The sequence below is a fragment of the Tenacibaculum sp. Bg11-29 genome (genome assembly GCF_002836595.1).
Taxonomy (GTDB): domain Bacteria; phylum Bacteroidota; class Bacteroidia; order Flavobacteriales; family Flavobacteriaceae; genus Polaribacter.
In genome coordinates this window covers 1,733,078-1,746,497 of the sequence record NZ_PJBB01000003.1, presented here as the reverse complement: position 1 = coordinate 1,746,497, position 13,420 = coordinate 1,733,078, and the positions used below count along the sequence as shown (strand labels likewise).

Sequence of the window (13,420 nt, the reverse complement as noted above, 5' to 3'; positions counted from 1 at the left end):
ATAATTTTATGCCAATTTGTCACCTACTATCTGTTTTGGTTGTATCTTTGCAATCGTTTTTAATATGAATATGGAGCACACTGAAAAGGTTATAGATGAACAAATACAAGGGCAAGCTCTTGTTACTAATAAGAAAAAAGAGAACACTAAAAAATTATTTATAGAAAGTTACGGTTGTCAAATGAACATGAACGACAGCGAAATAGTAGCTTCTATTTTAGCAGAACAAGGCTTTAATACCACGCAAGTTTTAGAAGAAGCTGATTTAGTTTTAGTAAATACTTGCTCTATCAGAGAAAAAGCTGAAACAACCATTCGTAAACGTTTACAAAAATACAATGCCGTTAAAAAAGTAAACCCAACTATGAAAGTTGGAGTTTTAGGTTGTATGGCAGAGCGTTTAAAAGAAAAATTTTTAGAAGAAGAAAAAATTGTTGATTTGGTTGTTGGACCAGATGCTTATAGAGATTTACCTAATTTATTAGAAGAAATTGATGCTGGTAGAGATGCTATAAATGTAATTTTATCAAAAGAAGAAACCTATGGTGATGTAGCTCCGGTTCGTTTGAATTCTAACGGAGTCTCAGCATTTGTATCTATTACCCGTGGATGTGACAATATGTGTACTTTTTGCGTTGTTCCGTTTACGCGAGGACGTGAAAGAAGTAGAGATCCAAAAAGTGTTTTAGAAGAAATTAAGTCGATGAGCGACCAAAATTTTAAAGAAATCACTTTATTAGGTCAAAATGTAGATAGCTATTTATGGTATGGTGGTGGATTGAAAAAAGATTTCAACAAAGCTTCTGAAATGGCGCAAGCTACCGCAGTAGATTTTTCTCAGTTATTAGATATGGCTGCAATTGAATTCCCTAAAATGAGATTCCGTTTTGCAACGTCTAACCCACAAGACATGAGCTTAGACGTTATTCATACAATGGCAAAACACAAAAACATTTGTAAATACCTTCATTTACCCGTGCAAAGTGGAAGTAATAATATGTTAAAAGCCATGAACCGTCAACACACCCGTGAAGAATACAAAGAATTGGTTGACAATATCTTTAGAATTATTCCAGAAATGTCTTTATCACAAGATATGATTGTTGGTTTTTGTGGAGAAACTGAACAAGATCATCAAGACACATTAGATCTAATGAGATATGTAAAATATGATTTTGGTTTTATGTTTGCATACTCTGAAAGGCCTGGAACTTTGGCTGCTAAAAAAATGCCAGACGATGTGCCATTTGACACAAAGAAAAGACGCTTACAAGAAATTATAGATTTACAACAAGAACACGCTCTATACAGAACACAACAACATTTAGGAAAAGTTGAAGAATTTTTAATTGAAGGAACTTCTAAAAAGAACCCGAATGAATGGAAAGCTAGAAACACACAGAATACAGTGGCTGTTTTCCCTAAAGAAAATTACAAGTTAGGTGAATTTGTTATGATAAAAATAGAAGACTGTACTTCTGCAACTTTAAAAGGAACTGTTATTGGATATTCAGATAATAATTAAAAAACAAGCTTCAAAGCAGCAAAACTTCAAAATATAAAACTCAAATTAGATCTTGAATTTGCTCATATTTTTACTTTGAAACTTTGTAACTATAAAAAAATGGAAAACCTACAAGCTATAAAACAACGTTTTGGTATTATCGGAAACGATATGCATTTAAACCGTGCTATCGAAAAAGCAATTCGTGTCGCTCCAACTGACATTTCAGTCTTAGTTACAGGAGAAAGCGGTGTAGGAAAAGAAAACATACCTAAGATAATTCATCAATTATCACACAGAAAGCATGCAAAATACATTGCAGTAAATTGTGGTGCTATTCCTGAAGGAACTATTGATAGTGAATTATTTGGTCATGAAAAAGGTGCTTTTACAGGAGCAACAGCTTCTCGTAAAGGATATTTTGAAGTTACTGATGGAGGTACTATTTTTTTAGATGAAGTAGGTGAATTACCATTAACTACACAAGTACGTTTATTGCGTGTTCTAGAAAATGGTGAGTTTATAAAAGTAGGATCATCTCAAGTGCAAAAAACTGATGTTCGTATTGTAGCTGCTACAAATGTAAATATGCAGCAAGCGATTTCTAAAGAAAAATTTAGAGAAGACTTATATTATCGTTTAAGTACTATTGAAATTGATTTACCCGCTTTACGTGATAGAAATGAAGATATTCATTTATTGTTTAGGAAATTCGCTTCAGATTTTGCTCAAAAATATAGAATGCCTACTATTCGACTAGATGAAAATGCTGTAAAAGTATTATTAAACTACCGTTTTCCAGGTAATATTCGTCAGTTAAGAAATTTAGCAGAACAGATTTCGGTTGTAGAAGAAAGTCGTTTAATTACAGTAGAAAAACTAATTCAATACCTTCCTAAAAACAAAGGGAATTTGCCTGCTGTTGTTGGAGAAAAATCTAGTAATTCAGATTTTGCCAACGAACGAGATATTATGTATAAAATCTTGTTTGACATGCGAAATGACATTAACGATCTAAAAAAACTAACGCTCGATTTAATGCAAAATGGGGACTCCGAACAAGTAAAAGAAGAAAACCATGGGCTAATAGAGCGAATTTATCAAAAACAAGAACAACCAGAATCTCAAAACATTGAGGTTGTTCAAATTCCGCAATCTTCTTCAGCTCAAAACAATTACGAATATGCTGAAACTATTGAAGAAGATGAAAATTTATCATTACAAGAAAAGGAAATTGAAATGATACGAAAATCTTTAGAAAAAAACAGCAATAAACGTAAGTTAGCTGCTAAAGAACTAGGAATCTCTGAACGAACATTATATAGAAAGATAAAACAGTACGATTTATAAAATCGTATATTACATTATAACACATGAATTGTTTATTTTTGATTTTATGAAAAAACTTTTTTATAGCCTTATTTTCATTACCACAACAATTATAATGATAAGTTGTGGAGCTTATTCGTTTACTGGTGGAAATACTGGAAAAGCAAAAACGATACAAATTGATTTTTTCCAAAATCAAGCCCCCTTAATAGAGCCTACTCTAAGCCAAAGATTTACACAAGATTTACGCGATTTATTTACACGTCAAACCAATTTAACATTAGTAAATTCTTCAGGTGATTTGCATTTTTCAGGTGAAATTACTGATTATAGAATTACACCAATGAGCGCAACTGCAAACCAAACAGCTGCACAAAACCGATTAACGATTACCGTAAATGTTATTTATGAAAATAGGTTAGAAGAAAAAGATAATTTTGAAAAAAGTTTTTCTTTTTACCATGATTATGCTGCTACCGAACAACTAACAAGTGTTGTATTAGATACAGCTTTAAAAGAAATTCTAGAAAGAATTACGCAAGATATTTTTAATGCTTCAGTTGCAAAATGGTAAAACGTTGAATAAAGAAAAATACATACAAATATTAAAAAAACCAGCATTTATTTCGCAAGAAAATAGCGCTGAGTTAAAAAATATTATTAAGTTACACCCTTATTTTCAATCAGCAAAAGCACTACATTTAAAAATATTAAAAGCTCAAGAAAGCTATAAATATAATAACGAATTAAAACTTACAGCAGCCCAAACTACAGATCGCACTGTTTTATTCGATTTTATTACCTCTAAGACTTTTAAGGAAGTTCCTGTTAAAAAAGAAGAGAAGATAAGTTTAAAAGAAATTCTTCTTCCTAACAAAAAACCAACGTTAGTTGCTACTATAAAAAAGGATTTAGCTATTGGAAAACCACTAGCATTTACCCAAGATGAATCCTTCTCTTTTAATCAATGGCTACAGCTCTCTTCTGAAACCACAATCACCAGAGATAAGCCTATAATTAAAGAAAAGTTATCACCGACTAAAAGCACTGGTAAAAATGCAATTATTGATCGTTTTATAGAAACATCACCGAAAATACCTAAACGAAGTAAAACAAGTCCTACAGAAGTTAAAGTTGTTGAAAAGAAACAAAACTCGCAATTAGCAACCGAAACATTAGCTAAAGTTTACCTTGAGCAAAAGAAATATGAAAGTGCTATACAAGCTTATAAAATATTAAGTTTGAAATATCCAGAAAAAAGTGGTTTCTTTGCAGACCAAATTAAAAGAATACAAATTTTACAAAAAAATAAATAATGACAACTTATACTCTACTTTTGGTGTTAATATTGATTGTTGCAATAGCATTAATCTTAATCGTAATGGTACAAAACCCTAAAGGTGGCGGATTATCTTCTTCTTTTGGAGGTGGTGGAGCTCAAAACATTGGTGGTGTACAAAATACTAATAGTTTTTTAGACAAAGCTACTTGGACTTTATCTATTGCAATGTTTGCCTTAATTTTAATAGCAAATTTTGCAATACCTAGAGGTAATACTGCTGATGCACCTCAATTAAATAGTGCCTTAGAAAATGTAGAAACTACTAGTCCTGCATCTACACCATCAGCAAACGATACAACAAAAGATAGCGTTAAGTAATCTTAGTTAATATAAATATAAAAAATGCCAACGTAAATGACACGTTGGCATTTTTTATATACATAATTTAAAGTTATTTAGAAAAATTGGCATAAAACTTCTAATGGCATAATTTCTGACTATTTTTATAACTCAAAACAAACACTTAATCATAATTTATATAAAATGGGATTAAACATAAAACCTTTAGCTGATAGAGTTCTTATAGAACCAGCTGCAGCAGAAACTACTACAGCATCAGGACTTATCATTCCTGATAATGCAAAAGAAAAACCTCAAAAAGGAACCGTTGTTGCCGCAGGAAACGGAACAAAAGACGAGCCTTTAACCGTTAAAGTTGGTGATACTGTTTTATACGGTAAATACGCCGGTACAGAATTAAAACATGAAGGAAGTGATTATTTAATCATGAGAGAAAGCGATATTTTCGCAATTATCTAAACTCCTTCTTCTGTTTTTAGCTTAAAAACACAATTAAAGTAATTAGTAAATTATTCATTTAGTTTAAACGAAAGTTTCAAAAACTAAAAGACAAAACATACATAAAATGGCAAAGGATATAAAATTTGATGTTGATGCTCGTGACGGTTTAAAACGTGGAGTTGATGCATTAGCAAATGCAGTAAAAGTAACATTAGGACCTAAAGGGCGTAATGTAATTATTTCTAAATCTTTCGGAGCACCACACGTAACTAAAGATGGTGTTACTGTAGCAAAAGAAATTGAACTTGAAGATCCTTTAGAGAACATGGGAGCTCAAATGGTAAAAGAAGTTGCTTCTAAAACGAACGATTTAGCTGGTGATGGTACTACAACAGCTACAGTATTAGCTCAGGCTATCGTTAAAGAAGGTTTAAAAAACGTTGCTGCAGGTGCAAATCCAATGGATTTAAAGCGCGGTATTGACAAAGCTGTTAAAGCAATTACTGCTGATTTAGCTAAGCAAGCTAAAAAAGTTGGTGATTCTTCAGAAAAAATACAACAAATTGCATCTATCTCTGCAAACAATGATAAAATTATTGGAGATTTAATTGCTACTGCTTTTGGTAAAGTTGGTAAAGAAGGTGTTATTACTGTTGAAGAAGCTAAAGGAATGGATACCTATGTAGACGTTGTAGAAGGTATGCAATTTGACAGAGGTTATTTATCTCCTTACTTTGTTACTGATGCTGATAAAATGGTTGCTGAATTAGACAATCCATATATTTTATTATTCGACAAAAAGATTTCTAACTTACAAGAAATTCTTCCAATATTAGAACCTGTTTCTCAATCAGGAAGACCTTTATTAATTATTGCTGAAGATGTTGACGGACAAGCATTAGCTACTTTAGTGGTAAATAAATTACGTGGTGGTTTAAAAATTGCTGCAGTAAAGGCTCCAGGATTTGGAGACCGCAGAAAAGCAATGTTAGAAGATATTTCTATCTTAACTGGTGGAACTGTAATTTCTGAAGAAAGAGGTTTTTCTTTAGAGAACGCAACTTTAGATTTATTAGGAACAGCTGAAACAGTTACTATTGATAAAGACAATACTACTATTGTTAATGGTTCTGGTGATGAAACACAAATTAAAGCACGTGTTAATCAAATTAAATCTCAAATTGAAACTACTACTTCTGATTACGATCGTGAAAAATTACAAGAACGTTTAGCTAAGTTAGCTGGCGGTGTTGCTGTTTTATATGTTGGTGCTGCTTCTGAAGTAGAAATGAAAGAAAAGAAAGATCGTGTTGATGATGCTTTACATGCAACTCGTGCAGCTGTAGAAGAAGGTATCGTTGCTGGTGGTGGTGTTGCTTTAGTTCGCGCTAAAAAAGTACTAGAAGCTATTGAAACTGAAAACTTAGACGAAACTACTGGTGTTCAAATTGTAAACAAAGCAATTGAATCTCCATTACGCACTATTGTTGAAAATGCAGGAGGAGAAGGTTCTGTAGTAATCAATAAAGTTTTAGAAGGTAAAAAGGATTTTGGTTATGATGCTAAATCTGAAGCATATGTAAATATGTTAGATGCTGGTATTATAGACCCTAAAAAAGTAACTCGTGTTGCTTTAGAGAATGCAGCTTCTGTAGCAGGTATGATCTTAACAACTGAATGTGCTTTAATAGATATTAAAGAAGATGCTCCTGCAATGCCTCCAATGGGTGGTGGAATGCCAGGAATGATGTAGTAACGAGTTATTACAAGTAAGTATAAAATTTATAAACCCCAAGAATAATCTTGGGGTTTTGTTTTAGTATTAATCTCTTACTAATCGAACAATTATTTTAATTACAACAAAGGCTATAAAAACATAAGTCCATACTGAGGTTTCACCTCCCTCTCCCCCATCATCGTTATCATAATCTTTATATCTTGCTTTAGCTATCGCTTTTTGTTCTTCTTTTGGATCAATTAAAAACTCATTACATTGATTTTCAAAAGTAGGTTTTCCACCTGTTAAAGAACATACGATACCAATATCGCTGAATTTTCTTTTTGTGCATACTTTACAATACTGCAATTTTTCGTTTAATTCCATAATTCACACCACTTTATTTTAGTTGCTAAAATACCGTTTTATGTCAAATTAATATTAAACAGGCTTAATCTATAATAACTCTAAACTATATTTTCCTTTCTACAACATAGTCTATCATTTGTTGCAATGAGCTTTTATATACTGATTCGGGGAAGTTTTCGAGTATTGCCAATGCCTTGTCTTTATACCCATGCATTTTAGTTGTAGCATATTCCAATCCGCCATTAGTATTTACAAAAGCAATAACTTCTTTTACTCGTTTTTTATTAGTGTTGTGCTTTTTTACAGAATTTATTAACCAAGACTTTTCCTTTTTAGAACAATTATTCAACGTATAAATTAACGGAAGTGTCATTTTTTGCTCTTTAATATCTATTCCTGTAGGCTTACCTATTTCATCTTCAGTATAATCAAATAAATCATCTTTAATTTGAAAAGCAATACCTATATATTCTCCAAATTTTCTCATTTTTTGAACAACCTCATTACTTGCTCCTACTGATGCTGCTCCAATACCACAACAAGCTGCGATTAAAGTTGCTGTTTTTTGGCGAATAATATCAAAGTAAATTTCTTCTGTAATATCTAGCTTACGTGCTTTTTCTATTTGAAGTAATTCTCCTTCACTCATTTCTCGTACAGCAATAGAAATTAGCTTTAAAATATCAAAATCTTCATTATCAATAGAGAGTAACAATCCTTTTGACAATAAAAAATCACCTACTAAAACAGCTATTTTATTTTTCCAAAGAGCATTTACCGAAAAGAAACCACGTCGACGATTACTATCATCAACCACGTCATCATGAACCAAAGTTGCCGTATGAATTAACTCTACCACAGAAGCTCCACGGTAAGTACGTTCATCAAATCCTCCGTCTGAAACCATTTTAGCCACCAAAAAAACAAACATTGGTCGCATTTGTTTTCCTTTTCGGCGAACTATGTAATAAGTAATTCTATTTAATAACGGAACTTTAGATAACATAGCATCTTTGAATTTTGTTTCAAAGAGTTCCATCTCATTCTTAATAGGAAGTTTTATTTGCTCTACTGGTTTCATTAATACTGAAGTAAATTCAAGTTAAAAGTAAAAGTAATTGTTTTCTTAAATATGAAACAACAAAAACACCATTTTATGTTGTTTTTATTGGAAAACTACTTTAATCTATGATTGGTTTATATTTACATAGCACCATAAAACATATAAATATGAATACAACAGAAAAACATTTAAAAACAAGAACTATTACTTTTGTAATTATCTTTATTGTATTTATATCTCTTGGCTACTTACTTATGGTCGATTTTAATCTGGCTTCATTTAGTAAATCTCAACCAAATTACCAAGTTAACAGATCTTGTTTAGGTAACCCTGTATTACTACCTTATGCATTTATTGGATTTCCTTTAATCATTTTTTTAGGTATTGTTGACGTTTTAACACTAACTATCTTAAAAAAAATAACTTTAAAAAAATTAATCATTAATTTTTTAATTTTATTATTCTCCTTTTTATTAACCTTAATCTTGCCTTGGTAATTAATTTAAACTAGTGCTTACTTTACTCATAAATATTAAATACATTTGAACTGCTTTAAATTAGAGAATCTATTTTAATTTAATATTAAAAACATCTTACTAAATAAATTACTATGCAAAACATTCATTTTCCTGTTAATTTTGAGTTTAAAACTTCTTCATTAGCTAATGATTTTACAGCTACTGACAGTAGTGGTAAAGCTATTGCTTATGTTCGTCAAAAAATGTTTAAACTTAAAGAAGATATTAGCGTATATGATAACGAAACAAAATCGAAAATAAACTACAAAATTAAAGCTGATAAATGGCTAGATTTTTCTACTGCTTATTCTTTTTCAAATGACAAAGGTTTAGAGTTTGGAAAAGTTGTAAGAAAAGGTTGGAAATCTATATGGAATGTCCACTATCAAATTATTGATCAACATCAGAAACAACAATATGTTATTAACGAAGAAAACCCTTGGGTAAAAGTTTTAGACTCTTTATTAGGTGAAATCCCTATTCTAAACTTTTTTACAGGATACTTTTTCAACCCTACCTACCTCGTTAAAGATATGCAAGGTAAAACCATTGTTAAACTTAAAAAACTAAAATCTTTCTTAGGTAAAAGCTTCGAAGTTTCTAAAGTTGGTGAATTAGATACTGACGATGATGACAGAGTAATGCTAGCCTTAATGATGTTTGTTTTACTAGAAAGAAGAAGAGGATAAAGACTTCTTATAGGATAAAAAAAGAGATGAATTAATTTATCTCTTTTTTTATCCTATCTTTTTTTTAAAGCTAGCTATTTACACCATAAGTTCCCTAATCTCTGTAAACGTCAAAATAGATCAATCTCTTTACCTAAAGATTTCTACTCATGAAAACCAACTTATTTTTCTGCTATTTTATATTCTTTTAATAACCACAATTATTACACAGGATAAACCCATGAATTTTCCTGATGATTTTGTTGATTCTTATGAAGGTGAAATTGTTATTAATAATAGTAAAGGTCACACAGAAATCCCTATAGAATTTCACTTAAAGAAAACTTCTATTACTAACAAATACGACTACATTATTGTATATAATAAACAACCTAGAAATTATACATTAATTGTTATTGATAAAAAAAAGGCATCTATAATATTGATGAAAATAATGGAATCCTTTTACCTGCTAAACTTCACAACAATATACTTTATAGCTTTTTTTAAGGTTCAAGGAAACTTTTTAAGTTCTCGATTAACTTTCCAAAAGGATTTATTAAATTTTGAAATATTATTTAGCGCCACAAAAAACAAAATTATTACAGGTCGCAATACATCTAAAAAAATACCCGAAGTAATTGGTTACCCAATAACAACAATTCAGAATGCTCTTTTAATTTAAAAGTAAATCACTATGCTTTATTTGCTAATTGACCACAAGCGGCATCAATATCTTTTCCACGAGAACGCCTAACATTTACGGTAATATCATGCATTTCTAAGTTAGAAATATAATTATTTATTGCCTCAGGGCTTGCTTGTTGAAACTCAACATCGCCAATAGGGTTGTATTCTATTAAGTTTACTTTACAAGGAACGTATTTACAAAATTGAATTAAAGCACTAATATCTTCTTTCCTATCGTTTATTCCTCCCCAAACTACATATTCATATGTAATCATTCTTTCAGTTTTCTCATACCAATATTCTAAAGCCTCTCTTAAGTCTTTTAAAGGAAAAGTAGCATTAAAAGGCATAATAGATGTACGAACCTCATCAATTGCAGAATGCAACGAAACAGCCAAGTTAAACTTCACCTCATCATCTGCCATTTTCTTTATTATTTTAGGCACACCTGAAGTAGAAACAGTTATACGTTTAGGAGACATACCTAAACCTTCTGGAGACGTAATTTTATCAATTGATTTAATTACGTTGTTATAATTCATTAAAGGCTCTCCCATCCCCATGAAAACAACATTAGAAAGCTTCTTATTGTAATACAATAGACTTTCTTTGTTGATCGCTGCTACCTGATCGAAAATTTCATCAGGATTCAGGTTTCGCATTCTTTTTAAACGTGAAGTTGCGCAAAACCTACAATCTAAACTACAACCAACTTGACTAGAAACACAAGCTGTAGTTCTTGTTTTTGTAGGTATTAAAACCGATTCAACAACTAAACCATCATGTAAACGAACAGCATTTTTTACGGTTCCATCTTTACTACGCTGCATTGTATCAACCTCAATATGGTTAATTACAAAGTTTTCATCCAACATTTTTCGTGTATCTTTCGATAAATTCGTCATATCATCGAACGAATGTGCCGATTTACTCCACAACCATTCATATATTTGATTACCACGAAATGCCTTATCTCCATTCTCTACAAAAAAATCACGTAATTGTTCTTTTGTTAATGCGCGTATGTCTTTTTTCTTAACTTCCATCAGGTGCAAAAATACATAAAACCTCACAAGTAATCTTGTGAGGTTTTATAAATCGTTTTATTATATATATTATAAAATCAACATCGCATCTCCATACGAATGAAATTTATATTTTTCTTTAATTGCTTCTTTGTAAGCTTCCATCATAAAATCATGACCTGCAAAAGCAGAAACGGTCATCATTAAAGTTGATTTAGGTGTATGAAAGTTAGTTATCATAGCGTTTGCAATACTAAAATCAAATGGAGGGAAAATAAATTTATTTGTCCACCCTTCAAATTCTTTTAATTTACGCTTAGAGGTAATTGATGATTCTGTTGCTCTCATAACAGTTGTACCAACAGCACATACTCTTTTCTTTTTTGCGATGGCATTATTTACCATATCTGCAGTAGCTTGAGTTACCTTAATTTTTTCAGAATCCATTTTATGCTTCGATAAATCTTCTACCTCAACTGGATTAAATGTACCTAACCCTACATGTAATGTAGTTTCAGCAAAATCTATTCCTTTAATCTCTAAACGTTTCATTAAATGTTTAGAAAAATGTAAACCTGCTGCTGGAGCTGCTACAGCACCTTCATGTTTTGCGTAAATTGTTTGGTAACGATCTTCGTCTGTTGCCTCAACGTCACGCTTTATATACTTAGGTAATGGTGTTTCTCCTAATTTCACCAATTTATCTCTAAACTCTTCGTAAGGCCCATCATATAAGAAACGTAATGTTCTACCACGTGATGTTGTATTATCAATAACTTCAGCTACTAAACTTTCGTCGTCTCCAAAGAATAATTTATTTCCTATTCTAATCTTTCTTGCTGGATCTACTAATACATCCCATAAACGATTTTCAGCATTTAATTCACGTAATAAAAATACTTCAATACGAGCTCCAGTTTTTTCTTTATTCCCGTACATACGAGCAGGAAAAACCTTTGTATTGTTTAACATCATTACATCACCTTCATCAAAATAATTGATTACATCTTTAAATAATTTATGTTCAATTTTTTGAGTATCTCTATGTAACACCATTAAACGTGCTTCATCTCTATGCTCTGAAGGATATTCTGCTAATAATTCTTCTGGTAATTCAAAACTAAAATTTGATAATTTCATTTATTTTTTTTTCTTACGTGGGCAAATATACGATTTGGAGATAGGCCTTGTCAAGTGATTCGCCTTTTATTTTACCTCAATAGTTTCTAAACCTACTTGTTGCATATCTTTCCAAAAGTTTCGATACGATTTAGTTACGACTTCTGCATGTAAAATAATGATTGGTATTTTTAATGCCAAAGGCGCAAATGCCATTGCCATTCTATGGTCATTATAGGTAGCAATTTTTATATTCTCATTTAGTTTCTCTGACTCCTTTAAGTGTAAACTTTCATTGGTAACATTAATTGTTGCTCCTAATTTAGTTAACTCTTCTTTTAGCGCCTCTAATCGATCAGTTTCTTTTATTTTTAAAGTATGAAGCCCTGATAAATCACAAGCTATTCCTAATCCAAAACAAGTTACTGCAATCGTTTGAGCAATATCAGGAGCGTTCTTTAAATCTTCAATTAAAACGGTTGAATTATGTTTTTCTTTTTTTGTTAAAACAATTGAATTTTCTTTAAAAGTAGTTGTTACTCCAAAATGTTCATAAATTTTAGCTAAACAACTATCTCCTTGTAAACTATCTTTTTTATAGGCTGATAATTTAACAGTAGCTCCTATTTGACTCAAAGCTATTAATGAATAAAAATAAGATGCTGAACTCCAATCTGACTCTACAACAATGTTTTGTTCTGAACTAACTTCTTGTGCTTGAATACTTATAATATTCTCATTAAATTTTGCAACAACACCTATTTGATGTAGTAGTTTTAATGTCATATTAATATAAGGAACTGAAGTAATTTTTCCTTTTAATTCAATTTCTAGTCCGTTTTTTAAACTCGGAGCAATTAACATTAATGCTGAAATATATTGACTACTTACATTTCCATCAATAGCAACTTTATCTTTTACTATTTTGCTTCCTGTAATTTTTATTGGTGGATACCCTTCTTTCTCTACATACTCAATAGTTGCTCCTAAATCACGAAGTGCATTTACCAAAATTTCAATAGGGCGATTATGCATTCGTTCTGACCCTTGTAATATTTTGGTTTTACCTTCTTGCGTTGCAAAAAAAGCTGTTAAAAAACGCATTGCTGTTCCTGCATGGCCAATATCAGCTATTTGGTTACTTGAAGATAGTGCTTCTTGTAAATGATGTGTATCGTCTGAATCTGATAGATTATTAATCGTTACATTAGTAAATAGTTGTTGTATTATTAACAATCTATTCGATTCACTTTTTGAACCAGAAATAATTACTTCTGAAGTAATTTTATGGTTTTTATTGGTTGTAAGTTGTAAGTTCATTGTTATTTAGTTTTT

15 protein-coding genes are annotated in these 13,420 nt (G+C 30.9%); 10 read left to right on the top strand and 5 right to left on the bottom strand.

From position 1 onward, the window contains the following. Nucleotides 1-70: 70 nt before the first annotated feature. From miaB to groL, 7 genes are all read left to right on the top strand, one after another. The gene (gene miaB / locus CXF68_RS07885) at nucleotides 71-1,525 is read left to right on the top strand and encodes a tRNA (N6-isopentenyl adenosine(37)-C2)-methylthiotransferase MiaB (RefSeq protein WP_101043840.1); all 1,455 of its coding nucleotides are present in this window, start codon (nucleotides 71-73) and stop codon (nucleotides 1,523-1,525) included. A 99-nt stretch (nucleotides 1,526-1,624) separates the two neighbouring features. Next, on the top strand, nucleotides 1,625-2,854 hold the full coding sequence (locus CXF68_RS07880; RefSeq protein WP_101043839.1) for a sigma 54-interacting transcriptional regulator: 1,230 nt from the start codon (nucleotides 1,625-1,627) through the stop codon (nucleotides 2,852-2,854). Between the two features lie 46 nt (nucleotides 2,855-2,900). Beyond that, nucleotides 2,901-3,407, top strand: a complete 507-nt coding sequence (locus tag CXF68_RS07875) for an LptE family protein (protein WP_101043838.1) — start codon at nucleotides 2,901-2,903, stop codon at nucleotides 3,405-3,407. A gap of 4 nt (nucleotides 3,408-3,411) precedes the next feature. After that, a complete protein-coding gene (locus tag CXF68_RS07870) occupies nucleotides 3,412-4,149 on the top strand; it encodes a hypothetical protein (protein ID WP_101047410.1) in 738 nt (245 codons plus the stop codon). Beyond that, a complete protein-coding gene (gene secG, locus CXF68_RS07865; RefSeq protein ID WP_101043837.1) occupies nucleotides 4,149-4,493 on the top strand; it encodes a preprotein translocase subunit SecG in 345 nt (114 codons plus the stop codon). Before CXF68_RS07870 ends, secG begins: the two co-directional genes overlap by 1 nt. A gap of 165 nt (nucleotides 4,494-4,658) precedes the next feature. Then, nucleotides 4,659-4,934: a co-chaperone GroES gene (gene groES / locus CXF68_RS07860; protein ID WP_028887844.1), complete on the top strand. Its 276-nt coding sequence runs from the start codon at nucleotides 4,659-4,661 to the stop codon at nucleotides 4,932-4,934. A gap of 106 nt (nucleotides 4,935-5,040) precedes the next feature. Further along, a complete protein-coding gene (groL, locus tag CXF68_RS07855; protein ID WP_101043836.1) occupies nucleotides 5,041-6,669 on the top strand; it encodes a chaperonin GroEL in 1,629 nt (542 codons plus the stop codon). Nucleotides 6,670-6,738: 69 nt separating this feature from the next. Here the strand turns inward: groL and CXF68_RS07850 are convergent, their stop codons facing one another. Both CXF68_RS07850 and CXF68_RS07845 read right to left on the bottom strand, forming a co-directional pair. Next, the gene (locus CXF68_RS07850; RefSeq protein ID WP_101043835.1) at nucleotides 6,739-7,020 is read right to left on the bottom strand and encodes a hypothetical protein; all 282 of its coding nucleotides are present in this window, start codon (nucleotides 7,018-7,020) and stop codon (nucleotides 6,739-6,741) included. Nucleotides 7,021-7,105: 85 nt separating this feature from the next. After that, complete coding sequence (locus CXF68_RS07845; RefSeq protein ID WP_101043834.1) at nucleotides 7,106-8,083, bottom strand: polyprenyl synthetase family protein; 978 nt, start codon at nucleotides 8,081-8,083, stop codon at nucleotides 7,106-7,108. A gap of 149 nt (nucleotides 8,084-8,232) precedes the next feature. Here CXF68_RS07845 and CXF68_RS07840 point away from each other — a divergent pair, with 149 nt between their 5' ends. The 3 genes from CXF68_RS07840 (at nucleotide 8,233) to CXF68_RS07830 (ending at nucleotide 9,936) form a co-directional block, all read left to right on the top strand. Continuing rightward, nucleotides 8,233-8,562 carry a hypothetical protein gene (locus CXF68_RS07840; RefSeq protein WP_157821872.1) on the top strand — a complete coding sequence of 110 codons (330 nt, stop codon included), beginning with the start codon at nucleotides 8,233-8,235 and terminating at the stop codon, nucleotides 8,560-8,562. 113 nt (nucleotides 8,563-8,675) lie between these two features. Next, nucleotides 8,676-9,272, top strand: a complete 597-nt coding sequence (locus tag CXF68_RS07835) for a hypothetical protein (RefSeq protein WP_101043832.1) — start codon at nucleotides 8,676-8,678, stop codon at nucleotides 9,270-9,272. A 220-nt stretch (nucleotides 9,273-9,492) separates the two neighbouring features. Next, the gene (locus CXF68_RS07830; RefSeq protein WP_101043831.1) at nucleotides 9,493-9,936 is read left to right on the top strand and encodes a hypothetical protein; all 444 of its coding nucleotides are present in this window, start codon (nucleotides 9,493-9,495) and stop codon (nucleotides 9,934-9,936) included. Between the two features lie 10 nt (nucleotides 9,937-9,946). Here CXF68_RS07830 and rlmN read toward each other — a convergent pair whose 3' ends face one another. The 3 genes from rlmN to CXF68_RS07815 all read right to left on the bottom strand — a co-directional run bounded on the left by rlmN (nucleotide 9,947) and on the right by CXF68_RS07815 (nucleotide 13,405). Beyond that, nucleotides 9,947-10,987 (bottom strand): 23S rRNA (adenine(2503)-C(2))-methyltransferase RlmN, encoded by a 1,041-nt coding sequence (gene rlmN / locus CXF68_RS07825; RefSeq protein ID WP_101043830.1) that lies wholly within the window; start codon nucleotides 10,985-10,987, stop codon nucleotides 9,947-9,949. 69 nt (nucleotides 10,988-11,056) lie between these two features. Further along, nucleotides 11,057-12,106 carry a tRNA preQ1(34) S-adenosylmethionine ribosyltransferase-isomerase QueA gene (gene queA / locus CXF68_RS07820; RefSeq protein ID WP_101043829.1) on the bottom strand — a complete coding sequence of 350 codons (1,050 nt, stop codon included), beginning with the start codon at nucleotides 12,104-12,106 and terminating at the stop codon, nucleotides 11,057-11,059. Between the two features lie 66 nt (nucleotides 12,107-12,172). Then, on the bottom strand, nucleotides 12,173-13,405 hold the full coding sequence (locus tag CXF68_RS07815) for a 3-phosphoshikimate 1-carboxyvinyltransferase (protein ID WP_101043828.1): 1,233 nt from the start codon (nucleotides 13,403-13,405) through the stop codon (nucleotides 12,173-12,175). Nucleotides 13,406-13,420 lie beyond the last annotated feature (15 nt).